Raw genomic sequence first — 22,359 nt, forward strand, 5'->3', positions numbered from 1 at the left:
GATGTTGTTGTGTAGCGCTTTATTTCAGTTATAGGCGTGCTGTTCGCGCTTTTTCAGCATACTCTGCTAAAACATACCCCATTTTTATGATTTTGGAATAGCTAATTTGAAATGAAAATATGATAAGCCCGGCCTTCATTTCAGCCGGGCTTTTGGCTTTATCGTGTCAGCGAGGCGGAAATAATATCCAGCGCTTTACGAAACTGCGCTTCGGGGATGGTGAGTGGGTAGAGGAAGCGAATAACGTTGCCGTAAACGCCGCAGCTCAAAAGCAGCAGCCCTTCGTTCAACGCGCGCTCCTGAACCTGACGGGTAAATTCCGGCGACGGCTGTCCGGTTTGCGGATCGGTAAATTCCACCGCCACCATCGACCCCTGCCCACGGATATCGGCGATATACGGACAGCCATCCTTCGCTTTATTCAGCACCTCGACCAGATGATGCCCGAGATGCGCCGCGCGGGTGCAGAGATCGTCCTCGTCAATCACATCCAGCACCGCATGGGCCGCCGCAATCGCCAGCGGGTTACCTGCGTAGGTTCCGCCAAGTCCACCCGGGGCCGGCGCATCCATTACCTCCGCCCGGCCAGAGACGGCAGAGAGCGGCATCCCGCCCGCCAGGCTTTTCGCCATAGTGATCAGATCGGGCTTCACGCAGTGGTTTTCCATGGAGAACAGCTTGCCGGTACGGGCGAAGCCGGTTTGCACTTCGTCGGCAATCAGTAAAATCCCGTGGGTATCGCACAGGGCACGCAGCGCCTGCATAAAATCAGCGGGCGCGACGTTGAATCCGCCCTCGCCCTGAACCGGTTCAATAATGATTGCCGCCACCTGATCGGGCGCGATATCGGCTTTGAAGATGCGCTCCAGGCTTTTTAACGCTTCGGCGGTACTGACGCCGTGCAGGCTGTTAGGGAATTGCGCGTGGTACACCGAGCCGGGGAACGGGCCGAAGCCGAGCTTATAGGGCGCCACTTTGCCGGTCAGCGCCATGGTCATAAAGGTACGGCCGTGGAACGCGCCGCCGAAGGTGATAAGGCCGGAACGTCTGGTGTACGCGCGGGCGATTTTCACCGCGTTTTCGACCGCTTCCGCCCCCGTTGAGAAGAAGGCGGTTTTGGCTGGCCCCTCTATGGGTACGCGCTGGTTGATGCGCTCGGCAAGCGATACATAGCCTTCATAAGGGACGATTTGATAAGCGGTATGGGTAAAGGCGTGAAGCTGTTTTTCGACGGCGGCGATAACTTTAGGATGGCGATGCCCGGTATTCAGCACGGCGATCCCGGCGGCAAAATCAATATACTCGTTACCTTCCACGTCCCACACCGTGGCGTTTTCGGCTTTATCGGCATAGAAGTTACACATGACGCCGATACCGCGCGGCGTCGCCTGTAAACGCCGGTCGTTCAGTTCGTTATTTTTCACCCTGTCACCCTCTGAAAGTCGCCTGCTTAGCGCATCAGTAAGTGTTTGCCAGGGGCAGGGAATTCGCCAGAGCGGGCGCTAAAAAAACAAAACCCCCAGACTCTCATCCAGGGGTTCTCGGTGTACTTCGCGAAAATTACGCTTCGATAGCGGCGCGAAGTTTTTTCATGGCGTTCTTTTCAAGCTGACGCACACGTTCAGCGGAGACGCCGTAGCGGTCGGCCAGTTCCTGCAACGTGGACTTGTTATCTTCGTCCAGCCAGCGGGCACGGATGATATCCTGGCTACGCTCGTCTAGGCCTTCCATCGCGAAGGTCAGCTTGTTCGCCGCCTGGTCTTCCCAGTTATCCTCTTCAATGCCGTCAGCAAAGTTAGAGGTTTTATCCTGTAGATACAGAACCGGGGCCATCGGCTGGCTGTCGGACGCGTCATCGTCGGCAGACATATCAAACGTCATGTCCTGAGCGGCCATACGGGATTCCATCTCGCGGACGTCTTTGCTGGAAACGCCCAGCTCGCGCGCCACCATTTCCACTTCATCCTGATTGAACCAGCCCAGACGCTGCTTGGTTTTACGCAGGTTGAAGAACAGTTTGCGCTGCGCTTTCGTCGTGGCGACTTTCACAATACGCCAGTTACGCAGGACGTATTCGTGAATTTCCGCTTTGATCCAGTGCACGGCGAAGGAGACGAGTCGCACACCCACTTCCGGGTTAAAGCGACGTACCGCCTTCATCAGGCCAATATTACCTTCCTGAATCAGGTCCGCCTGCGGCAGGCCGTAGCCCGCATAATTACGAGCAACGTGAACAACAAAGCGCAGGTGAGACAGGATCAGCGTTTTAGCTGCTTCCAGATCGCCCTGGTAATGCAGCTTTTCAGCAAGCTCCTTTTCTTCCTCAGCCGTTAACATCGGCCAGGTGTTCGCAGCCCGGATGTAAGATTCCAGGTTACCAACAGGGGCTAAAGCTAAAGTTTGCATTTCTTTGGTCATTCATTCCTCTCAATGTTTCTTCTGGTCCAGGTTGTCCCCGTCAGGCAACAACCATGCCAAAGCGTTTGAGCAACGAGATTAGCATTCACTCTTTTATCAGACAGTGATTTTATCCACAAGTTCCAGGTGCAACAGTGAATAAATTACGCACAAAATGTGACATGAAGATGATTACAGGGGAAGAGACAACAGGGACGCTTTCCCTGCAAGCGAACATCTCGGTGCAGGGAAAGATTATATCACGCTTTTATTAGTCGGGAGTAAAGTGGCGTAAATGTTGAACCGTTGCCAGCCATGCCGCCACCCAGCCGATCATGGAGCACACCAGCAGCAACAGCAGGCACTCATCGAAACCTAAACCACTGATATCAAACTTAGTTCCGAAAACCTGCGCCACCTCGGTGACGGCTGACGACAGTCGCATCACCAAAATTTCTGACAAAATCAATGAAAGAAATGCACCAGAAAAACCTAATAACGCGCCGCCGTAGAGGAACGGGCGGAGGATGAAACCATCCGTTGCGCCAATCAGTTTCTGCACGTTGATGGTATCGCGACGGGCGAAGATGCTCAGGCGCACGCTATTACCGATGACGAGGAACACCGCCGCCACCATCAGCACGCCGATCATCGCCGACACGCGTCCTACCAGCCCGGTCAGGGCGGCAAGACGGGCAAACCAGCTGTCGTCCATGCGCACTTCATCAATCCCGTTAATGCGGGTAATGCGGTCGCGCAGGGTGTTGAGCGAATCCGTGCCCTGGAAATCGAGTTTCGGGATCACCACCGCCACCGCGGGCAGCGGGTTCTCTTCAAGCATATCCAGCGCGCCGCCGAATCCGGACCAGTTGCGGAATTCGCCCAGCGCTTCATCGCGGGAGAGATAGTTCACCTTTTCCACGCCCTGCTCGGCCTGAATCTGCCCCACTACCTGAGCCGCCGCGTTATCGTCGAGGGCTTTATCCAGATAAACGGTAATCTGCGGCGACGGATAGTACTGGGACGCCGCCTGGTTTACGTTTTTGTAAACCATATAGCAGACGCTGGGCAGCGTCAGGGAGATGGCAATCACCATCACCGTCAGGAACGTCGCCAGCGGTTTGCTTTTCAGATCCTGCAACGCGCCCTGGAAGGCATACCGCACCTGCTCGTTAAAGACGTTGGTTTTGCGGGAGTTCGGTTTCGGTGTCGCTTTGGCACGCTTAGGCGCATTGCGATTGCCGTCACCACCGCCCTGAGGCTTGCGGAAACGGTCAAACCGGTTGCTGAACTGCCGAATCTGGTTCATTGCATCACGCTTATTCACCGTGGCCTCCGTGCAAATGCCCGTCGCTCAGGGTCAGCATGCGGTACGAACGGCGGGAGATCAGCCCCATGTCGTGCGTCGCCATCAGTACCGTGACCCCCACGCGGTTAAATTCCTCAAACAGACGCAGGATCCCTTCAGAGAGGGCATCGTCCAGGTTACCGGTCGGTTCATCCGCCAGCAAAACGGCAGGCTTGTTCACCACCGCACGGGCGATACCCACGCGCTGCTGCTCACCGCCGGAGAGCTGGATCGGGAAGTTCTTCGCTTTGTCCAGCAGCCCGACCTTATCCAGCGCCGCCGAAACGCGACGGCGGATATCATCGTAACTGGCGCCGGCAATAATCAGCGGGATCGCGACGTTATCGAAAACCGTGCGATCCATCAGCAGGTGGTGATCCTGGAAAATCATGCCAATCTGACGACGCAGGAACGGCACTTCACGGTTCTTAAGACGGCTAATTTCATGGCCGCTGAACCAGATTTTCCCGGCGCTTGGCCGCTCGATCCCACAGATCAGCTTGAGCAGGGTACTTTTCCCCGCGCCGGAATGGCCGGTCAGGAATGCCATCTCGCCTGGCTGGAGGTGGAATGTCACCCCCTGTAGCGCTTGTCTCCCGCCGAGATAGGCCTTGCTGACGTGTTCAAAGCGAATCATTGTTAGTCCTCTCGGGCAAATAGTGCCTCAATAAAGTCGTCCGCTTTAAACGGACGTAAATCCTCAATACGCTCGCCCACACCGATGTAACGGATAGGAATGCCGAACTGGTCGGCCACGGAGAAGATCACCCCGCCTTTCGCGGTGCCGTCCAGCTTGGTCAGCGTGATCCCGGTCAGTCCTACCGCTTCATGGAACAGCTTCGCCTGGCTGATGGCGTTCTGTCCGGTGCTGGCGTCGATAGTCAGCATAATTTCATGCGGTGCATCTTCGTCCAGCTTCTTCATGACGCGAACGATTTTCTTCAGCTCTTCCATCAGGTGCGATTTGTTCTGCAAACGCCCCGCGGTATCCGCAATCAGCACGTCCACGTTACGCGACTTCGCCGCCTGGATGGCATCGAAAATCACGGACGCGGAATCCGCGCCGGTGTGCTGAGCAATGACCGGAATATTGTTGCGCTGGCCCCACACCTGAAGCTGTTCCACCGCTGCCGCACGGAAGGTATCGCCCGCCGCCAGCATCACCGATTTGCCCTGCTGCTCAAACTGGCGCGCCAGCTTGCCGATGGTGGTGGTTTTACCCACGCCGTTGACGCCAACCATCAGGATAACAAACGGCATTTTGCCTTCAATATTAAGCGGTTCGTCAACTTTTGCGAGAATTTCACCCATCTCGTCTTTCAGCAGGCCGTACAGCGCCTCGGCGTCACGCAGCTGTTTGCGGCTCGCCCCTTCAGTCAGGTTAGCGATGATCTTCCGGGTGGTTTCCACGCCCACGTCCGCAATAAGCAGCTGCTCTTCCAGCTCCTCAAAAAGATCGTCGTCGATCTTTTTGCCGCGGAACAGACTGATAAATCCGGAACCTAAGTTTTCTTTGGTTTTGAGCAGGCTGCGTTTCAGGCGCGCGAAGAAACCTTCTTTTGTCGGTTTTTCCTGCTCCTGAACGATCTCTTCTTCGGCTTGCTCTTCCACCGGCACGACGATGACCGCTTCTTCAGCCGCTTCCGCCGCCAGCGCCTGGGCTTCCAGCTCTTCGTCGGTCAGCTCTGGCTCAAGTGCCGCCTCTTCTTCCACCGCCTCAACAATTTCAACGGTTTCCGCTTCGGCCTGCCACTCTTCGGCAGAAACCTCTTCAGCTTTAACCTCTTCCGGCAGCGGCAGCGCTTCGTGTTCGATAGCGGCCTGCGGCGCTTCGGTAAGGGTTTCTACGATAACCGGCTCTGGCTTCTCGCTCTCCTGAACCTGCTCAGTGACCTCAACCACCTCTTCAGCAAAGGATTCAATCTCTTCTTTGCTGTGCGCTGGCTCTTCCGCTTCGACAACCGCAGCGGTTTCGACAGGCGTTTCAGGCTGTGACTGCTCTTCTACAACCTGCTGTTCTTCGGTTTTCTGTTCTGTTTCTTGCTCTTTTTCACCGAAACCCAACCAGGAAAAGAAGCCACGTTTTTTTTGTTTTGCCATCTGCGACTACACTCCTCGCGGCGCTATATACAGGGAAGCTAAAAAAATGATGAAATAGTCTAACACTTTACTTAATTGACATCACCGCCCGCAATCGCAGGGCAATGGTTAACAGAGCTTTCCTGAGATGAAGAAACCCACCCGCGCCCCGGCCGGTCAAATTCGCATTATCGGCGGTCAGTGGCGAGGCCGGAAATTACCGGTGCCGGACAGCCCCGGTTTACGCCCCACCACGGACCGCGTTCGCGAGACGCTGTTTAACTGGCTCGCCCCGTCTATGGTAGACGCCAACTGCCTGGACTGCTTCGCCGGAAGCGGTGCATTAGGGCTGGAAGCGCTGTCGCGCTATGCTGCCAGCGCCACGCTGCTGGAGATGGAGCGCGGCGTCGCGCAGACGTTGCAGCAAAATTTGGCTACGCTGAAGGCAACCAACGCCAAAGTGGTGAATACCAACACGCTGAGCTTCCTCGCCCAACAGGGGACGCCGTACAACGTGGTTTTTGTTGACCCGCCGTTCCGTAAAGGGCTGCTGGAAGAGACGCTATCCCTGCTGGAGCAAAATGGCTGGCTGGCGGACGACGCGCTGATTTACGTTGAAAGCGAAGTGGAAAATGGTCTGCCGTCCGTTCCCGTTCATTGGGATCTGCACCGCGAGAAGGTCGCCGGCCAGGTGGCTTATCGTCTGTATCACCGTCAGGCACAAGGAGGATCCGATGCCAGTACTGATTAACGTAGGGCGCGTGCTGATGCTGGGCGTCTGGGCATTTTTGATTTTGAATCTGGTGCACCCGTTCCCGCGTCCGCTGAATATCTTCATTAACGTGGCGCTGATTTTTACCGCGTTCATGCATGCCTTACAGATGGTGATGCTGAAAAACGGACTGCCGAAAGATAGCCCACCGATGACCGGCTGGCAGCAGCTGCGGGTGTTTATTTTCGGCGTATTTGAGCTGCTCGTGTGGATGAAGAAGTTTAAGGCGCAGGTGAAGAAGTAAGGTGCGGTGTGATGCCCTCACCCTAACCCTCTCCCACTGGGAGAGGGGACCGATCGCGCATTATTCAGCCCTAAAACCTATAAAACGCGACCCTTTATAGCTCAGCGTGCCTTTCTCTCCCACCGTCAGCTGATGGTACTGCTGCGCCTCCAGGCGGAAGGTCATCTCCAGCCCGCCGGTTTCCGGCTTAAAGCTCGCTTCATAGCGCATCGTTGTGCCCGCAGGCGTCACCTGCTGCTGGCGGGAGCGGCGGTCGTTAAGCGGCTTCTCACGCTTGTTCGTCACCACCACGCGCTTTTGCATCAGCGGCGCGGCGTCATTGTCGGCCTTCTCACGGCGCTGCTGCACGAAGCGAAACGAGGCGGCAATGACGATAATCGCCACCACGATAATGAAAAACAGCGGCATCTTGCTCATTGAAAAATCCCATCAGATTATGCGGAATTCAGGATACCTCGCCTGCCCCGGCATTGCCAAACGCCCGCTCGCGTCACTACACTGGATCAGGAACTGATCATTCAGCCTCAACAGTTACAGGGAGTTAATATGCTTTGGTCATTTATCGCTGTCTGTTTTTCCGCATGGCTTTACGTCGATGCGTCCTACCGTGGCCCAGCCTGGCAGCGCTGGTTATTTAAACCCGTCACGCTATTACTCCTGCTGTTGCTTGCCTGGCAGGCCCCGATGTTTAACGCCGTTAGCTATCTTGTCCTCGCGGGGCTGTGTGCTTCCCTGATTGGCGATGCCTTAACCTTGCTGCCGCGTCAGCGCCTGCTGTACGCCGTGGGGGCGTTCTTCCTGTCACATCTGCTCTATACCATCTACTTTGCCAGCCAGATGACGCTCTCCTTCTTCTGGCCACTGCCGCTGGTGCTGCTGGTGATTGGCGCCCTGCTGATCGCGGTGATCTGGTCGCGTCTGGAAGAGATGCGTCTGCCGGTCTGTACGTTTATCGCTATGACGCTGGTGATGGTGTGGCTGGCGGGCGAGCTGTGGTTCTTCCGTCCGACGGCGCCTGCAATATCTGCGTTCTTCGGTGCCGCACTGTTGCTGTTGGGTAATATCGTCTGGCTGGGCAGCCACTATCGTCGCCGCTTCCGTGCGGATAATGCGATTTCCGCCGCCTGTTACTTTGCCGGACACTTCCTGATTGTGCGTTCGCTGTATATCTAAATAACGCTTGACTCTGGAGTCGACTCCAGAGTGTATGCTGCGGTTAATGAGAAAATTATCATTACCGGAGACTGCCATGTCGACTCCAGAAACACCTAAAAAAGTTCCCCAATTCTCGGCACTTAAGCTCAGCCCGGTTCCGCCAAAAGAGGACTGCTGCTGCGAGGGCGCGTGCGAAACCCAGACCGAAGCGCTGCCTGAAAGCGGCAACCGCTACAGTTGGGTGGTCAACGGCATGGACTGCGCGGCCTGCGCCCGCAAAGTGGAAAATGCGGTGAAGCAGGTGCCAGGCGTGAATCACGTTCAGGTGCTGTTCGCTACCGAAAAGCTGCTGGTCAGCGCCGAAAACGACGTCAGCAGACAGGTTGAAGCCGCCGTCAGCAAAGCGGGTTATACCCTGCGCAGCGAAACGGCGCCCGCAGAAAAAACGTCCCCGCTAAAAGAAAATCTGCCCCTTATCACCCTCATCATCATGATGGCCCTGAGCTGGGGGCTGGAGCAGATCAACCACCCATTCGGCAACCTGGCGTTTATCGCCACCACGCTGGTTGGCCTGTTCCCGATTGCGCGTCAGGCGCTGCGTCTGATGAGAAGCGGCAGCTGGTTTGCCATCGAAACGCTGATGAGCGTGGCGGCTATCGGGGCGCTGTTTATTGGCGCGACGGCGGAAGCGGCGATGGTGCTGCTGCTGTTCTTAATTGGCGAACGCCTTGAGGGCTGGGCGGCGAGCCGGGCGCGTAAAGGGGTGAGCGCGCTGATGGCGCTGAAGCCGGAAACCGCCACGCGGGTTATTGATGGTCAGCGTGAAACGGTCGCCATCAACACCCTGCGCCCGGGCGACGTGATTGAAGTGCCCGCAGGCGGACGCCTGCCAGCCGATGGGGCCCTCGTTACTGCCACCGCAAGTTTTGACGAAAGTGCCCTGACCGGAGAATCCATCCCGGTAGCGCGCGCGGCGGGTGAAAAGGTGCCTGCGGGCGCCACCAGCGTCGACCGACTGGTGCAGTTGACGGTCCTTTCCGAACCGGGCGACAGCGCCATCGACCGCATCCTCAGGCTGATTGAAGAGGCCGAGGAGCGCCGCGCGCCGGTAGAACGCTTTATCGATCGCTTCAGCCGGATTTACACCCCCGCCATCATGCTGGTGGCGCTGCTGGTCACCGTCGTCCCGCCGCTGTGCTTCGGCGCGCCGTGGGAGGGCTGGATTTACAAAGGGCTGACGCTGCTGCTGATCGGCTGTCCGTGTGCGCTGGTGATCTCCACCCCGGCGGCGATTACCTCAGGGCTGGCGGCGGCGGCACGTCGCGGGGCGCTGATTAAGGGCGGCGCGGCGCTGGAACAGCTGAGCCAGGTTCAGCACATCGCCTTCGATAAAACCGGCACGCTGACCGTCGGCAAGCCGCAGGTGACCGGCGTGTATCCGCAGGACATCAGTGAAGACGCCCTGCTGACGCTGGCCGCTGCCGTGGAGCAGGGCTCCACTCACCCGCTGGCGCAGGCGATTGTGCGAGAAGCGCAGTCGCGCGGGCTGAACATCCCTCCGGCAACCGCCCAGCGAGCGCTGGTCGGGTCAGGGATTGAAGCTGTGGTCGAAGGCAAAAAAGTGTTGATCGCCTCGGCAGGCGCGTTCCCGAATCCACAGGTTGAGGCATTAGAGCAGGCCGGGCAGACGGTCGTTGCCGTGATGCAGGACGGTGTACTGATGGGCATGCTGGCGCTGCGCGACACCCTGCGCGACGATGCGAAAGACGCCGTCGACGCGCTGCACAGGCTGGGAGTACAGGGTGTGATCCTGACCGGCGATAATCCGCGCGCGGCGGCGGCGATTGCCGGTGAGCTGGGGATGGAGTTTAAGGCCGGATTGTTGCCTGCGGATAAAGTCAGCGCGGTAACCGAGCTGAACAGCAACGCCCCGCTGGCGATGGTCGGGGACGGGATAAACGATGCCCCGGCAATGAAAGCTTCCACCATCGGCATTGCGATGGGCAGCGGCACCGACGTGGCGCTGGAGACCGCCGACGCGGCGCTGACGCACAACCGCCTGACCGGGCTGGCGCAGATGATAGATCTTGCGCGGGCGACGCGGGCCAATATTCGGCAGAACATCGGCATTGCGCTGGGTCTGAAGGGGATTTTCCTGGTCACCACGCTGCTCGGCATGACCGGACTGTGGCTGGCGGTGCTGGCGGATACGGGGGCGACAGTGCTGGTTACGGCGAACGCGTTGCGGCTGTTGCGCCAAAGGTAAAAGTGAAACGGCAACCGGGTTGCCGTTTCTCGTGTTTGCCCCCTCTCCCCGCGGGAGAGGGCCGGGGTGAGGGCATCAGGCCGCACGCATCACTGCATCCCTAGCAGCCCCGGCAACCACAATGAAATCGCCGGGATGTACGTCACCATCCCCAGCACCACCAGCAACATACCGTAAAACGGCAGCATCGCCCGCACCACGTGCTCGATCTTCTGCTTACTCACCGCGCTCGCCACAAACAGCACCGATCCGACCGGCGGCGTGATCAGCCCAATCCCCAGGTTCACCATCATGATCATCCCGAAATGCACCGGGTCGATACCCAGTGCATTGGTCACCGGCAGCAGCACCGGGGTCAGGATCAGGATGATCGGCGCCATGTCCATCAGCGTGCCAATCAGCAGCAGCATGATATTGAGGTACATCAGGATCACGTATTTGTTATCGGAGAGCGACGTGAAGAATTCGGTGATGCGCATCGGCAGCTGCATGTAGGTCATTACCGCGCCAAACGCCGCGGCAAAGCCAATCAAAATCATCACGATGGTGACGGTTTTCACCGTGCGGCACATCAGCTTCGGCAGTTCGCTCCATTTATAGTCGCGGTAGATAAACATGGTGACGAAAAACGCCCACAGGCAGGCCACGGCGGCAGATTCGGTCGCCGTGAATATCCCGGACAAGATCCCGCCGAGGATAATCACCACCGTCATCAGCCCCCACAGGGCATCGAGCATGATTTTCAGCGCCTGCCTGAACGGGATTTTGTCCCCCTTCGGATAGCCGCGCTTGCGGGCGAAGCACAGGCAGAGCACCATCAGGCTCACGCCCAGCAGCAGGCCCGGCAGCACGCCCGCGATAAACAGCGTGGCGATGGAAACCGTTCCCCCTGCCGCCAGGGAGTAAATCACCGAGTTGTGGCTGGGCGGGATCAGGATCGCCTGCACCGACCCGCTGGCCGTCACCGCCGCCGCGTATTCGCGCGGATAGCCCTTCTTCTCCATCTCCGGGATCATCACGCTGCCGATAGACGCCGTATCCGCCACCGACGAGCCGGAAATCGCGCCGAAGAACGTTGATGCCACGATGTTCACCAGCGACAGCCCGCCGCGAATAAAGCCGACAAAAACGTACGCGAAGTTAACCAGCCGTCGGGCAATACCCCCTTCCGCCATGATCGCCCCGGCAAGAATGAAGAACGGGATCGCCAGCAGGGTAAATTTATTCACTCCACTGGTGATCTGGATCATCAGCGCCTCCAGCGGCAGGTCAATCCACAGCGCGCCCGCCACGGCGCTTAAGCCGACGGCGAAGGCCACCGGCATCCCCAGCGCCAGCAAAATGGCGAGGGTGAATAACAAAACAAAAGCATCCATTGTTCACCCCTTAACTGTGATTGCCGATCAGCACGACCGGACGGTTTTCCTGCGAGCCAAACAGCAGGCGTTCAAGCACAAACAGGATCAAAATGGCCGACCCGACAGGCAGCGGCAGATAGCTTTCGCCGGAGGTCAGGAGCGGAAACTCCGCCACCGGCTGCTCCCACAGCTCGACGCACAGCCAGTAGCTGTACCAGCACATCAGGCCGGAGATGAGCAGCATCAGCAGATCTACCACTCGCGCGCACACTCTTTGCAGCGACGCGGGCAGGCGGTCGGTGAGCATGTTGACCGCGATATGCGACCCGGCGCGATAGCTCACCGCCGCGCCGATAAAGGTAAACGTCACCATGCAGATAATGGCGATCGGCTCCGGCCAGGATTCGCCGCGATTGAGCACATAGCGAGAGAAGATGCCAATGGGGATCACAATCGTCATCACCAGTAGCGAGAGACCCGCCACCACCATGGCGAGCAGGTACAGACGGTCCATCCACTTCAGGTAGAGTTCGGACATACGTACTCCGGCTTACTGAACGTCAGCGATGGCTTTCATCAGATCCTGATGCTTATCGCCATACTGCGCGCGCACCGGCTCTGTCGCCTTGATAAACACCGTTTTATCGATGTCGTGGAACTGCACGCCGCCGGCCTTCATTTTCGCCAGCGCCTGGTCGTTATACGCATTCCACAGCTTGCGCTGCTCGAACTGCGCTTCGCGGGCCAGCGTCAGGATCTTTTGCTGTTCGTCAGCGCTGAGCTTGTCCCATTTCACTTTGGAGTAGAGCAGCATTTCCGGGGTGATGAAGTGGCCGCTCAGCGTGTAGTTTTTGGCGACCGGCATATAGTTGTGGGCGATAAAGGTTGGCGGGTTGTTCTCCGCGCCGTCGATCACCCCGGTCTGCATGCCGCTGTAAACCTCGCTGACGCCCATCGCCACCGAGTTCGCCCCCATCGCTTTCAGCGTGGCCAGCGCCACCGGGCTGCCCTGCACGCGGATTTTCTTCCCTTTCAGATCGTCCGGTTTGACGATCGGCTCTTTGGTGATCAGGTTGCGGGTGCCGGAATCCATCCAGCCAAGGAAGACCAGACGCGATTTCGGGTTGGCGGTGAGTTTGTCGCCGATCTGCTTGCCGATATCCCCGTCAATCACCTTGTGCATGTGGTCTTCATCGCGGAATACGTAGGGCAGGGTAAACACTTCGATATCCGGCAGGATGGCGGCCACCGGCGCCATGGAGACGCGGATCATGTCGATCGCCCCCATCTGCGCCTGCTCAATCATCTGCTTTTCATCCCCCAGCACGCCGCCGGGGAAGACCTTAATCTCCAGCTTGCCATCGGTTTGTTGTTTGAGTTTTTCACCCATGTGCTGGACCGCCACCACGTTCGGGTAGCCTTCGGGATGCACATCGGCGGCTTTAATGGTCTGGGCAGAAACGGTGCAGGCGAAAGCAGTCAGACACAGCGCGGTCAGTAACGGCTTGAGGGTCGTTTTCATTAAGTCAACTCCAGGGTAGTGAGATAAGCGTTAAAACGATGTTTTAATTTTTGACGCTTAAAAATTAGACTACGGCTGGAAAAGGGAGGGTGAAGCGCCTCACAAAAAGCGCGAAATTTTGAAACGATGGTTCGAAATTGTGATGAGTACTTGTCGGGTGGCGACTGCGCCTTACCCGACCTACTACACCCGTAGGCCCGTGCAAGCGAAGCGCCGCCGGGCGTCAGGCCGCACTTACCCCTTACGAATCAAATACCGGTACGGCAAGGTCTCGGTTTGCTGCGCCACCAGTTCATGTTCCATAAAGGTACAAAAGCCGGGGATATCACGGGTGGTAGCCGGGTCATCGGCGACGATCAGCAGCGTTTCGCCACTCTGCATGTTACGGACGGTTTTACGCACCATCATTACCGGCTCCGGGCAACGGAGGCCCTGAGCATCAAGCGTGTGGTCTGGGCTGGAAAACAGGTCGGTCATTTTCTTCTCGTTCAGGTAAAAACGGCTGTAGTTTACGCCCCGCTATCGCCAATGCAAACCAGGTTAACGATTGCGTGAAAATTAGCCATTGCAAAGTGTCGTCAAAGCAGTATCATGCGGCGGCTTTATTGGGTTCCCTCACCCCAAATATTAATCAAAAAGGTACAATATGAACTCCTTTACACAATCGCAGCGCGTCAAGGCGTTGTTCTGGCTTTCGCTATTTCATCTGCTGGTGATCATCTCCAGTAACTATCTGGTACAGCTCCCCATCTCCATTTTTGGTTTCCATACCACCTGGGGCGCGTTCAGTTTCCCGTTTATTTTCCTTGCGACGGATTTAACCGTGCGTATTTTTGGCGCACCGCTGGCGCGGCGGATTATTTTTGCGGTGATGATCCCGGCACTGTTTGTCTCCTACGCCATCTCCTCGCTGTTTTACATGGGAAGCTGGCAGGGCTTCGAAGCGCTGACGCACTTCAACCTCTTCGTCGCGCGTATTGCCACCGCCAGCTTTATGGCCTACGCCCTGGGGCAGATCCTCGATGTCCACGTGTTTAACCGCCTGCGTCAGAACCATCGCTGGTGGATGGCGCCAACGGCCTCCACGCTGTTCGGTAACGTGAGCGATACGCTGGCCTTCTTCTTCATCGCCTTCTGGCGCAGCCCGGACGCCTTCATGGCAGAACACTGGATGGAAATCGCTCTGGTGGACTACGCCTTTAAGGTGCTTATCAGCCTGGTTTTCTTCCTGCCGATGTACGGCGTACTGTTGAATATGCTGCTGAAAAGGCTGGCAGATAAATCTGAAATCTCCGCATTGCAGGCAGGTTAAGGGTTCGCTTTATCAGTTGTGATAAGATGAACGAATGAGCCGTTATGGCCGTTTATCGAAAGGAAGAAGTCAATGCGCAATCTGGTTAAATATGTCGGGATTGGCCTGCTGGTTGTTGGCCTTGCAGCCTGTGATAACAGCGACACCAAAACGCCTGCTCAGGGCGCGTCAGCAGAAAGCAACGCCACCGGTCAGCCGGTGAGCCTGATGGATGGCAAACTCAGTTTCTCTCTGCCCGCGGACATGACCGACCAGAGCGGTAAGCTGGGTACCCAGGCGAACAATATGCACGTCTATTCCGATGCCACCGGCCAAAAAGCGGTGATTGTGATCGTCGGTGACGATACCAGCGAAGATCTGGGCGTGCTGGCCAAACGCCTGGAAGATCAGCAGCGCAGCCGCGACCCGCAGCTTCAGGTGGTCACCAACAAGTCTGTTGAACTGAAAGGCCACACGCTGCAACAGCTGGACAGCATCATCTCTGCCAAAGGCCAGACCGCGTACTCCTCCGTGGTGCTCGGCAAGGTGGACAATAAACTGCTGACCATGCAGATCACCCTGCCGGCAGACAATCAGCAGAAAGCGCAGACCGCCGCTGAAAACATCATTAACACCCTCGTGATCCAGTAATCGTTCACCGGGATGCCGTGGCCTCCGTCGCTTGCGCCGGGGGCCATTTTTTTGCCACGACTTTCAGACTAACGCTCCAGACGAAGCCCATCCGGCGCACTACAATTAACACGCCCCCCGGAAAAAGGAATTCTTATGACTGCCAGCCCGCCCGACAAAGCCGGACTTCATATTTTATTAAAACTTGCCTGCCTGGTGGTTATCCTTGCGGGTATCCACGCGGCGGCGGATATCATTGTTCAGCTTCTGCTGGCGCTGTTTTTCGCCATTGTGCTCAACCCGCTGGTGACATGGTTTTTACGCCGGGGCATCAGCCGCCCGGTCGCGATTACCATTGTGGTGATGGTGATGCTGGTTGTCCTGACGGCGCTGTTCGGCGTGCTCGCCGCCTCGCTGAGCGAATTTTCCACCATGCTGCCGCAGTACAATAAAGAGCTGACGCGCAAGCTGGTCGATCTTCAGCGCATGTTGCCGTTCGTGAATCTGCATATCTCACCGGAACGGATGCTGCGCCGGATGGATTCCGAGAAGGTGATGACCTACGCCACCACGTTGATGACCGGGCTTTCCGGGGCAATGGCCAGCATTCTGCTGCTGGTGATGACGGTGGTGTTTATGCTGTTCGAAGTGCGCCACGTGCCGTATAAGCTGCGTTTTGCCCTGAACAATCCGCAGATCCACATTGCCGGCTTGCACCGCGCGCTGAAAGGCGTATCCAAGTATCTGGCGCTGAAAACATTGTTAAGCCTGTGGACCGGCGTGATTGTCTGGCTGGGGCTGGTACTGCTGGACGTGCAGTTCGCGCTGATGTGGGGCGTGCTGGCGTTTTTACTGAACTACGTACCCAATATCGGCGCGGTGCTTTCCGCCGTTCCGCCGATGATCCAGGCGTTCCTGTTTAACGGTTTTTATGAGTGCATGCTGGTAGGGGCGCTGTTCCTCGTCGTGCATATGGTGCTGGGTAACATTCTTGAGCCGCGCATGATGGGCCACCGTCTGGGCATGTCGACGATGGTGGTGTTTTTATCGTTACTGATCTGGGGATGGCTGCTGGGTCCGGTGGGCATGCTGCTCTCCGTGCCGCTCACCAGCGTCTGTAAAATCTGGATGGAAACCACGAAAGGAGGCAGTAAACTCGCCATTCTTCTGGGTCCGGGTCGGCCAAAAAGCCGTTTGCCGGGATAACCGGGTGGAAAGGGTCAAAAGTGACGTTTATTCGCCAGCGCGACGACAACATTGTACGATGTGCGCAGTAAATCGCGCTGGCGAAGAAAAAGTCACAGAAACAGGTTTATCGCGGACGCGCGTAGATGAAATTTACACTTACCCTTATCGACTGGCAGGCAAGAGCGCCAGGACTCAGCGATGCCGACGAATGGCAGGCATGGTCACGCCGGTCTGACGCCATCGATCCCGCTGCACCGCTGGCGAAACTGACCGATCTGCCGATGATGACCGCCCGCCGCCTGAATTCAGGCAGCAGGCTGGCCGTCGATCTTGGCCTGATGATGCTGCGCAAACACCGCATCGATGCCGTCGTCTACAGCAGCCGTCATGGGGAGCTGGAGCGCAATTTCCGTATTCTCCAGGCCCTGGCGGCAGAACAGCCCGTTTCCCCCACCGATTTTGCCATGTCGGTACACAACTCGGCGGTCGGCAATCTCACTATCGCCGCGCGTCAGCCTGTTGTCTCTTCGTCGGTTTCCGCCGGTATGGATACCTTCCAGCAGAGCTTGTGCGACGTGCTGAGCCTGCTGCATGCGGGCTACTCCCGCGTATTGCTGGTGGATTTCGACGGTCTGCTGCCTGATTTTTATCACGCCGGGTTGCCACCGCAGATGCCCGTCTGGCCCTACGCGCTGGCGCTGGTGATTGAAGCCGGAAATACGCTCAGCTGTGAAACGCACGTCAACCGCACGCCTGAAGAGCCCGCGCTGCCGCAAAGCCTCCAGTTCCTGCGCCATTACCTGCGGGACGAGCGCCAGTTCACCCTGCCGGGCGAGCGCCTGCTGTGGCAATGGACGCGCCAATGAGAGGGTTACGTTCCCGCCTCGATCGGTTATGGCGGATGCTGATGACCGGATTGTGCTTCGCCCTGTTCGGCCTCGGCGGACTGACGCTGTCGCTGGTATGGTTTAACCTGCTGCTGATTTTCCAGCGCGACCGCACCCAACGTCGCCGCCTGGCACGCCGTACTATTTCTGCCAGTTTTCGCCTGTTCCTCGCGGTGGTACGCGGTGTAGGGGTACTGGATTACCGTTTCAACAACCTGGACGTTCTACGCGCCGAGCGGGGCTGTCTGGTGATTGCGAATCATCCCTCGCTGCTGGACTACGTTCTGCTGGCGTCGGTGATGAACGAAACCGACTGTCTGGTGAAAAGCGCGTTGCTGCATAACCCGTTCGTCAGCGGCGTGATCCGCGCGGCTGACTATCTGATTAACAGCGAAGCCGACACGCTGCTTGCCGCAAGCCAGCAGCGTCTGGCCCAGGGCGATACCCTGCTTATCTTCCCTGAAGGCACCCGCACCCGGGTGGGGGAAGCCATGACCCTGCAACGTGGGGCGGCGAATATCGCCGTTCGTTGCAACAGCGCCGTGCGCGTGGTGGTGATCCACTGTAGCGAACGGATGCTGGATAAACAGAGCAGCTGGTATAACGTGCCCCCCAACAAACCTGTTTTCACCGTGGATGTTCGCGAACGCATCAACATTCATGATTTTTATGATGCGAGTCAGCACGAACCCGCGCTGGCAGCAAGGCAGTTAAACCGGCATATGCAGCATCAGTTAACAACCGGTCTTCAATCTTTGTCAGGAACGAAAGATGCAAGCGCTCTATCTTGAAATTAAGAATCTCATTATCTCTACGCTGAATCTGGAAGAACTTACCCCAGAGGATATTGATACAGACGCCGCGCTCTTTGGCGACGGCCTCGGTCTGGACTCAATCGACGCCCTTGAGCTGGGGCTGGCGGTAAAAAATCAGTACGGCGTAGTGCTTTCTGCCGAAAGTGATGAGATGCGTCAGCACTTTTATTCCGTTGCCACGCTCGCGGCTTTTATCCATCAACAACGCGCCTGAGAATGACCGCTATGACAGAACAACAAACGATTTATCAGGAAGTCTCTGCGCTTCTTATTACGCTGTTTGAAATCGCCCCGGAGGATATTACCCCTGAGGCACGTCTTTACGAGGATCTGGACCTCGACAGCATTGATGCCGTCGATATGGTGGTGCACCTGCAAAAGAAAACGGGCCATAAAATCAAGCCTGAAACCTTCAAAGCGGTGCGCACGGTGCAGGACGTCGTGGACGTTGTGGAACAGCTTCAGCGCGACGCGTAACGTGCGTTCGATTCCAGTTCTTCCCGCCCTGACGGGGCTGATGCTGCTGGCATGGCCGTTTTTGATCGGCTTCGGGCTGGCGAATAATAGCCTGCACGGGATACTGCCCGTGATGGCGCTGGTGCTGCTGATGCGCGTCTGCCAGGCCCGTCGGCAAGGCGGCCCCCTGCGTTATCTGTTCGTAAGCGTGGCGCTGGCCGGCATAGCGCTTTGCGCGGCGAGCTACGTCCTGCACGCGCACCAGTGGGTGCTGTTATATCCGGTGGTGGTGAATCTGGTGATGCTGGTGGTGTTTGGCGGTTCGCTGTGGACGGCAATGCCCGTCGTCGAGCGGCTGGCGCGCCTGCGTGAACCGGACCTCTCCCCCGTCGGGGTACGTTACACGCGCCGGGTTACCCAGGTCTGGTGCGGCTTTTTTATTATCAACGGGGCGATCGCGCTGTTTACCGTATTACACGCCGATATCCGTCTGTGGACGCTGTGGAACGGGATGATTGCCTATCTCCTGATGGGCACGCTGATGGCTGGCGAGTGGCTGGTGCGACAACGGGTGAAGAAAAACGATGCTTAACCCTCTTCCGCTTAGCCAGTGGCTCAGTGCGCCCCGCCCTGACGACACCCCTGTCGCCTGGCAGGACGACCATCTCTGGACGCTTGGCGATCTGCGCCACGACGTCACTCAGCTGGTCGACACGCTGCGTCGTGAAGATGGCGAGCGCTGGGCGCTGTGCATCGAAAACGGCTATCTGTTTATTGTCGCGCTGCTGGCGACGCTGCATGCGGGTAAAACGCCGGTCCTCCCCGGGCACAGCCGGGCGGCGCAGCTTAACGAACAGCGGGCGCTGTTCAGCGGTGTCCTGAGCGACACCACGCTCGATTTTCAGGGGCAACAGCTGCGGGTGGCTTCCGCTCAGCGGGCAGGCCATCCCTTTTCACCGCTGCCTGCCATCGGTGAGATGCGCACGATCGAGCTTTACACCTCCGGCTCGACCGGCACGCCGCAGCGGGTGAGTAAGCCGGTGGTCAGCCTGGATCGTGAGGCTCGTCTTCTGGCGGCGCATTTTGGCGAGCGTCTGGCGGGCTGTCACGTCGTGGCTTCCGTGGTGCTGCACCACCTGTATGGCCTGACGTTTCGTGTCGTCTTACCCATGGCGCTCGGCCTGCCGCTGCACGCCAGCCTGCTCAACTATGCCGAGCAGCTCTCTGCCCTTCCCGACGATAAACGCTATCTTTTCATCAGCAGTCCGGCGTTTCTCAAGCGGCTGGACGCGTCACTGACGCCGCCCCCCGTCAACCTGCTCTTCTCCGCTGGCGGCGCGCTGCCCTGGCAGGAGGTCGCCGCGGTTCAGGCCTGGCTCAACGTCTGGCCGGATGAAATATACGGCAGCACGGAAACAGGCGTAATGGCCTGGCGCTATCGTCAGGAGGAAAGCACCCGCTGGCAACCTTTCCCCGGCGTGACGTTTCACGGCGATCGCGTGATGTCGCCGCTGATCCCCGAGGTGGAGGGGGTCGTGCTGGATGATATCCTGCACTTCACGGCTGACGGGCAGTTCAGCCTCGTCGGGCGCCGCGGTCGGGTGGTCAAAATTGAAGATAAACGCATTTCACTCGATGACATTGAGCGCCGCCTGTTGGCGCTGGACGGCATCCGTGAGGCCGCCGCGCTGACGGTGACGCGCGGCGGGCGTGAGGGCATTGGCGTATTGCTGGTGCTGAATGAAGCGGTGCGTCAGCAACACGAACAGGGCAAAAAAGCGCAGGAGCTCGCCTGGCGATGCGCCCTTCGCCCCTGGCTTGAACCGGTTGCCGTGCCGCGCTACTGGCGGATCGTTGATGAAATCCCGGTCAACAGCATGAACAAGCGCGTGACTGCGCAGCTACAGGAGTTGTTTCATGAAGATCCCTGAAATCGGGCGCCTCCAGCCCGATCCACAGCATCTGGAGATAACCTTTTATCTTGATCCTGACCTGCTCTGGTTTAAGGGACATTTCGCCGTACAGCCGCTGCTGCCGGGCGTGGCCCAGCTCGACTGGGTAATGCATTACGCTGCCGCGCTGGCGCCGGGCTACCGTTTTCACAGTATTCAGAACGTGAAGTTCGCCGCCCCGCTGTTGCCGGAGAATACGGTCACGCTGCTCCTTGCCTGGCAGCCCGAACGCGAGATGCTGACCTTTAGCTACCAGCGCCATGCGGGTAACGAGCGCCACACCGCCAGCAGCGGGAAGATTCGCTTATGTCAGTAACCTTCCGTCCCTGCGTGCTGATCCCGTGCTATAACCACGGGGCGATGATGGCTTCGGTGCTGGCGCGCCTGGCGCCTTTCGATCTGCCCTGTCTGGTGGTGGACGACGGCAGCGATGAAACCACGCGCCGCACGCTTGAAGCGCTGGCGGCGGATCGTCCGCAGGTCACGCTACTGCGGCTGGCCGAAAACAGCGGCAAAGGCGCGGCGGTGATGCAGGGGCTGAAAGACTGCGCCGATCGCGGCTTCACCCACGCCGTTCAGGTGGACGCTGACGGCCAGCACGCTATCGAAGACATCCCCAAACTGCTGGCGCTGGCCGAACGCCATCCCGATGCGCTCATTTCCGGGCAGCCCGTTTACGATGACTCGATCCCCCGTTCGCGCCTGTACGGCCGCTGGATAACGCACGTCTGGGTCTGGATTGAAACCCTCTCCCTGCAACTGAAAGACAGCATGTGCGGGTTTCGCGTTTACCCGATAGCCCCGGTTTTGCGCCTTGCAGCAACCACGCCGCTCGGCAGGCGAATGGATTTTGATACCGAAGTGATGGTGCGCCTCTACTGGCAGGGCAACACCAGCTATTTTCTGCCCACCCGCGTGACCTATCCGCCGGACGGGGTATCCCATTTCGATGCCCTGAAAGACAACGTGCGCATCTCGTTGATGCATACCCGTCTGTTTCTCGGCATGCTGCCGCGCATTCCTTCCCTGCTGATGCGTCGCCGCTCGCAGCACTGGGCGCAGCAGCAGGAGGTGAAAGGATTATGGGGCATGCGCCTGATGCTGCGCGTCTGGCAACTGCTGGGGCGTAAGGCGTTTACCGCCCTGCTATGGCCGGTTACGGCCGTCTACTGGCTAACCGCCCGCGCTGCGCGTCAGGCGTCGCAGCAGTGGCTGGCGCGGGTTAAAACGGTGATGGCACAGCGGCAAATGCCGCAACCCGCGCGGCTTAACAGTTTTTCCCACTTCCTGCGCTTCGGTCATGCCATGCTGAACAAAGTGGCCAGCTGGCGCGGCGAAATGAAACTCCATCGCGATCTGGTCTTTGCGCCAGGCGCGCAGGAGGCGCTGGGGCTCGACGATCCTCAGGGCAAACTGCTGCTCGCGTCGCATCTTGGCGATGTGGAAGCCTGCCGGGCGCTGGCCCAGCGCGAAGGGGCGAAAACCATCAACGCGCTGGTCTTTAGCGACAACGCCAGACGTTTTAAGCAGGTGATGGAGGAGATGGCGCCGCAGGCGGGCATTCACCTGATGCCGGTCACCGACATTGGCCCGGAGACCGCCATCCTCATCAAAGAGAAGCTGGATCGCGGCGAATGGGTGGCGATCGTGGGCGATCGCATTGCCGTCACCCCGCAGCGCGGCGGTAGCTGGCGGGTGATATGGAGCGAATTTATGGGCCAGCCCGCGCCGTTCCCGCAGGGGCCGTTTATCCTGGCGTCCATTTTGCGCTGCCCGGTGGTGCTGATTTTTGCCCTCTGTCAGCAGGGAAAGCTGACCCTGCACTGCGAGCCGTTTGCCGACCCGCTGCTGCTGCCGCGCGGCGAACGCCAGCAGGCGCTACAGCAGACCGTCGACCGCTATGCGGAGCGGCTGGAGCATTACGCGCTCTTGTCGCCGCTCGACTGGTTTAATTTTTTCGATTTCTGGCAGCTGCCAGAGATCAACGAGAAGGAGTAAA

25 protein-coding genes are annotated in these 22,359 nt (G+C 58.2%); 15 read left to right on the forward strand and 10 right to left on the reverse strand.

The genetic code is table 11. The features are described 5' to 3' along the window. Positions 1–158 precede the first annotated feature (158 nt). The 5 genes from ACOTZD_RS18500 to ftsY form a co-directional block, all read right to left on the reverse strand. On the reverse strand, positions 159–1,424 hold the full coding sequence (locus tag ACOTZD_RS18500) for a 4-aminobutyrate--2-oxoglutarate transaminase (RefSeq protein WP_023323836.1): 1,266 nt from the start codon (positions 1,422–1,424) through the stop codon (positions 159–161). 136 nt (positions 1,425–1,560) lie between these two features. After that, positions 1,561–2,418 carry an RNA polymerase sigma factor RpoH gene (gene rpoH, locus ACOTZD_RS18505; protein WP_000159624.1) on the reverse strand — a complete coding sequence of 286 codons (858 nt, stop codon included), beginning with the start codon at positions 2,416–2,418 and terminating at the stop codon, positions 1,561–1,563. A 250-nt stretch (positions 2,419–2,668) separates the two neighbouring features. After that, positions 2,669–3,724, reverse strand: coding sequence for a permease-like cell division protein FtsX (gene ftsX / locus ACOTZD_RS18510; protein WP_003861527.1), 1,056 nt, complete (start codon positions 3,722–3,724; stop codon positions 2,669–2,671). Further along, positions 3,717–4,382: a cell division ATP-binding protein FtsE gene (gene ftsE / locus ACOTZD_RS18515; RefSeq protein ID WP_006812284.1), complete on the reverse strand. Its 666-nt coding sequence runs from the start codon at positions 4,380–4,382 to the stop codon at positions 3,717–3,719. The genes ftsX and ftsE overlap by 8 nt, the downstream gene beginning before the upstream one ends. A gap of 2 nt (positions 4,383–4,384) precedes the next feature. After that, positions 4,385–5,845, reverse strand: coding sequence for a signal recognition particle-docking protein FtsY (ftsY, locus tag ACOTZD_RS18520; protein ID WP_023323837.1), 1,461 nt, complete (start codon positions 5,843–5,845; stop codon positions 4,385–4,387). A gap of 127 nt (positions 5,846–5,972) precedes the next feature. On the opposite strand from ftsY, the gene rsmD reads away from it, so the two are divergent. Together rsmD and ACOTZD_RS18530 are read left to right on the forward strand one after the other, a co-directional pair. After that, the gene (gene rsmD, locus ACOTZD_RS18525; RefSeq protein WP_023314975.1) at positions 5,973–6,575 is read left to right on the forward strand and encodes a 16S rRNA (guanine(966)-N(2))-methyltransferase; all 603 of its coding nucleotides are present in this window, start codon (positions 5,973–5,975) and stop codon (positions 6,573–6,575) included. After that, positions 6,559–6,840 carry a DUF1145 family protein gene (locus ACOTZD_RS18530; protein ID WP_003861520.1) on the forward strand — a complete coding sequence of 94 codons (282 nt, stop codon included), beginning with the start codon at positions 6,559–6,561 and terminating at the stop codon, positions 6,838–6,840. The genes rsmD and ACOTZD_RS18530 overlap by 17 nt, the downstream gene beginning before the upstream one ends. Positions 6,841–6,900: 60 nt before the next feature. Here ACOTZD_RS18530 and ACOTZD_RS18535 read toward each other — a convergent pair whose 3' ends face one another. Further along, positions 6,901–7,257, reverse strand: a complete 357-nt coding sequence (locus ACOTZD_RS18535; RefSeq protein ID WP_174402175.1) for a DUF2500 domain-containing protein — start codon at positions 7,255–7,257, stop codon at positions 6,901–6,903. Between the two features lie 129 nt (positions 7,258–7,386). Here ACOTZD_RS18535 and ACOTZD_RS18540 point away from each other — a divergent pair, with 129 nt between their 5' ends. Then, complete coding sequence (locus tag ACOTZD_RS18540) at positions 7,387–8,013, forward strand: lysoplasmalogenase (RefSeq protein ID WP_174402174.1); 627 nt, start codon at positions 7,387–7,389, stop codon at positions 8,011–8,013. A gap of 76 nt (positions 8,014–8,089) precedes the next feature. Then, positions 8,090–10,261, forward strand: coding sequence for a Zn(II)/Cd(II)/Pb(II) translocating P-type ATPase ZntA (gene zntA / locus ACOTZD_RS18545; protein WP_045349872.1), 2,172 nt, complete (start codon positions 8,090–8,092; stop codon positions 10,259–10,261). An 89-nt stretch (positions 10,262–10,350) separates the two neighbouring features. Here zntA and ACOTZD_RS18550 read toward each other — a convergent pair whose 3' ends face one another. The 4 genes from ACOTZD_RS18550 to tusA form a co-directional block, all read right to left on the reverse strand. Then, complete coding sequence (locus ACOTZD_RS18550) at positions 10,351–11,637, reverse strand: TRAP transporter large permease (RefSeq protein ID WP_022649674.1); 1,287 nt, start codon at positions 11,635–11,637, stop codon at positions 10,351–10,353. 10 nt (positions 11,638–11,647) lie between these two features. After that, positions 11,648–12,157, reverse strand: a complete 510-nt coding sequence (locus tag ACOTZD_RS18555) for a TRAP transporter small permease (RefSeq protein WP_003861278.1) — start codon at positions 12,155–12,157, stop codon at positions 11,648–11,650. 12 nt (positions 12,158–12,169) lie between these two features. Further along, a complete protein-coding gene (locus tag ACOTZD_RS18560; RefSeq protein ID WP_174402173.1) occupies positions 12,170–13,141 on the reverse strand; it encodes a TRAP transporter substrate-binding protein in 972 nt (323 codons plus the stop codon). Positions 13,142–13,375: 234 nt separating this feature from the next. Continuing rightward, entirely contained in the window at positions 13,376–13,618 is a 243-nt protein-coding gene (gene tusA / locus ACOTZD_RS18565; protein WP_000130627.1) for a sulfurtransferase TusA, read from the reverse strand. Positions 13,619–13,787: 169 nt separating this feature from the next. Here tusA and ACOTZD_RS18570 point away from each other — a divergent pair, with 169 nt between their 5' ends. The 11 genes from ACOTZD_RS18570 to ACOTZD_RS18620 all read left to right on the forward strand — a co-directional run bounded on the left by ACOTZD_RS18570 (position 13,788) and on the right by ACOTZD_RS18620 (position 22,358). After that, complete coding sequence (locus ACOTZD_RS18570) at positions 13,788–14,453, forward strand: 7-cyano-7-deazaguanine/7-aminomethyl-7-deazaguanine transporter (protein WP_003861274.1); 666 nt, start codon at positions 13,788–13,790, stop codon at positions 14,451–14,453. 72 nt (positions 14,454–14,525) lie between these two features. Then, positions 14,526–15,083 (forward strand): DcrB family lipoprotein, encoded by a 558-nt coding sequence (locus tag ACOTZD_RS18575; RefSeq protein ID WP_003861272.1) that lies wholly within the window; start codon positions 14,526–14,528, stop codon positions 15,081–15,083. A 135-nt stretch (positions 15,084–15,218) separates the two neighbouring features. Beyond that, positions 15,219–16,268, forward strand: coding sequence for an AI-2E family transporter (locus ACOTZD_RS18580; RefSeq protein WP_003861270.1), 1,050 nt, complete (start codon positions 15,219–15,221; stop codon positions 16,266–16,268). Between the two features lie 125 nt (positions 16,269–16,393). Next, positions 16,394–17,116, forward strand: coding sequence for a beta-ketoacyl synthase chain length factor (locus ACOTZD_RS18585; protein WP_017384119.1), 723 nt, complete (start codon positions 16,394–16,396; stop codon positions 17,114–17,116). Beyond that, positions 17,113–17,928 (forward strand): lysophospholipid acyltransferase family protein, encoded by an 816-nt coding sequence (locus tag ACOTZD_RS18590; protein WP_045345662.1) that lies wholly within the window; start codon positions 17,113–17,115, stop codon positions 17,926–17,928. Before ACOTZD_RS18585 ends, ACOTZD_RS18590 begins: the two co-directional genes overlap by 4 nt. Further along, positions 17,909–18,166, forward strand: coding sequence for a phosphopantetheine-binding protein (locus ACOTZD_RS18595; RefSeq protein ID WP_003861263.1), 258 nt, complete (start codon positions 17,909–17,911; stop codon positions 18,164–18,166). Before ACOTZD_RS18590 ends, ACOTZD_RS18595 begins: the two co-directional genes overlap by 20 nt. An 11-nt stretch (positions 18,167–18,177) precedes the next feature. Further along, a complete protein-coding gene (locus ACOTZD_RS18600) occupies positions 18,178–18,429 on the forward strand; it encodes an acyl carrier protein (RefSeq protein ID WP_003861262.1) in 252 nt (83 codons plus the stop codon). Then, positions 18,401–19,000 (forward strand): hypothetical protein, encoded by a 600-nt coding sequence (locus tag ACOTZD_RS18605; RefSeq protein ID WP_003861260.1) that lies wholly within the window; start codon positions 18,401–18,403, stop codon positions 18,998–19,000. Before ACOTZD_RS18600 ends, ACOTZD_RS18605 begins: the two co-directional genes overlap by 29 nt. Continuing rightward, a complete protein-coding gene (locus ACOTZD_RS18610; RefSeq protein ID WP_174402172.1) occupies positions 18,993–20,339 on the forward strand; it encodes an AMP-binding protein in 1,347 nt (448 codons plus the stop codon). Before ACOTZD_RS18605 ends, ACOTZD_RS18610 begins: the two co-directional genes overlap by 8 nt. Next, positions 20,326–20,676 carry a hydroxymyristoyl-ACP dehydratase gene (locus ACOTZD_RS18615; protein WP_003861256.1) on the forward strand — a complete coding sequence of 117 codons (351 nt, stop codon included), beginning with the start codon at positions 20,326–20,328 and terminating at the stop codon, positions 20,674–20,676. The genes ACOTZD_RS18610 and ACOTZD_RS18615 overlap by 14 nt, the downstream gene beginning before the upstream one ends. Continuing rightward, positions 20,667–22,358, forward strand: a complete 1,692-nt coding sequence (locus tag ACOTZD_RS18620; RefSeq protein WP_003861255.1) for a glycosyltransferase family 2 protein — start codon at positions 20,667–20,669, stop codon at positions 22,356–22,358. The genes ACOTZD_RS18615 and ACOTZD_RS18620 overlap by 10 nt, the downstream gene beginning before the upstream one ends. The last annotated feature ends 1 nt before the right edge of the window (position 22,359 follow it).

It is taken from the genome of Enterobacter cloacae complex sp. SHL022, assembly GCF_049237785.1.
GTDB classification, from domain to species: domain Bacteria; phylum Pseudomonadota; class Gammaproteobacteria; order Enterobacterales; family Enterobacteriaceae; genus Enterobacter; species Enterobacter hormaechei_C.

Coding starts and splice junctions, on each gene's coding strand:
- rpoH (WP_000159624.1), bottom strand. CDS start 2,418: ATGACCAAAGAAATGCAAACTTTAGCTTTAGCCCCTGTTGGTAACCTG.
- ftsE (WP_006812284.1), bottom strand. CDS start 4,382: ATGATTCGCTTTGAACACGTCAGCAAGGCCTATCTCGGCGGGAGACAA.
- ftsY (WP_023323837.1), bottom strand. CDS start 5,845: ATGGCAAAACAAAAAAAACGTGGCTTCTTTTCCTGGTTGGGTTTCGGT.
- rsmD (WP_023314975.1), top strand. CDS start 5,973: ATGAAGAAACCCACCCGCGCCCCGGCCGGTCAAATTCGCATTATCGGC.
- ACOTZD_RS18530 (WP_003861520.1), top strand. CDS start 6,559: ATGCCAGTACTGATTAACGTAGGGCGCGTGCTGATGCTGGGCGTCTGG.
- ACOTZD_RS18535 (WP_174402175.1), bottom strand. CDS start 7,257: ATGAGCAAGATGCCGCTGTTTTTCATTATCGTGGTGGCGATTATCGTC.
- ACOTZD_RS18540 (WP_174402174.1), top strand. CDS start 7,387: ATGCTTTGGTCATTTATCGCTGTCTGTTTTTCCGCATGGCTTTACGTC.
- zntA (WP_045349872.1), top strand. CDS start 8,090: ATGTCGACTCCAGAAACACCTAAAAAAGTTCCCCAATTCTCGGCACTT.
- ACOTZD_RS18550 (WP_022649674.1), bottom strand. CDS start 11,637: ATGGATGCTTTTGTTTTGTTATTCACCCTCGCCATTTTGCTGGCGCTG.
- ACOTZD_RS18555 (WP_003861278.1), bottom strand. CDS start 12,157: ATGTCCGAACTCTACCTGAAGTGGATGGACCGTCTGTACCTGCTCGCC.
- ACOTZD_RS18560 (WP_174402173.1), bottom strand. CDS start 13,141: ATGAAAACGACCCTCAAGCCGTTACTGACCGCGCTGTGTCTGACTGCT.
- tusA (WP_000130627.1), bottom strand. CDS start 13,618: ATGACCGACCTGTTTTCCAGCCCAGACCACACGCTTGATGCTCAGGGC.
- ACOTZD_RS18570 (WP_003861274.1), top strand. CDS start 13,788: ATGAACTCCTTTACACAATCGCAGCGCGTCAAGGCGTTGTTCTGGCTT.
- ACOTZD_RS18575 (WP_003861272.1), top strand. CDS start 14,526: ATGCGCAATCTGGTTAAATATGTCGGGATTGGCCTGCTGGTTGTTGGC.
- ACOTZD_RS18580 (WP_003861270.1), top strand. CDS start 15,219: ATGACTGCCAGCCCGCCCGACAAAGCCGGACTTCATATTTTATTAAAA.
- ACOTZD_RS18585 (WP_017384119.1), top strand. CDS start 16,394: ATGAAATTTACACTTACCCTTATCGACTGGCAGGCAAGAGCGCCAGGA.
- ACOTZD_RS18590 (WP_045345662.1), top strand. CDS start 17,113: ATGAGAGGGTTACGTTCCCGCCTCGATCGGTTATGGCGGATGCTGATG.
- ACOTZD_RS18595 (WP_003861263.1), top strand. CDS start 17,909: ATGCAAGCGCTCTATCTTGAAATTAAGAATCTCATTATCTCTACGCTG.
- ACOTZD_RS18600 (WP_003861262.1), top strand. CDS start 18,178: ATGACAGAACAACAAACGATTTATCAGGAAGTCTCTGCGCTTCTTATT.
- ACOTZD_RS18610 (WP_174402172.1), top strand. CDS start 18,993: ATGCTTAACCCTCTTCCGCTTAGCCAGTGGCTCAGTGCGCCCCGCCCT.
- ACOTZD_RS18615 (WP_003861256.1), top strand. CDS start 20,326: ATGAAGATCCCTGAAATCGGGCGCCTCCAGCCCGATCCACAGCATCTG.
- ACOTZD_RS18620 (WP_003861255.1), top strand. CDS start 20,667: ATGTCAGTAACCTTCCGTCCCTGCGTGCTGATCCCGTGCTATAACCAC.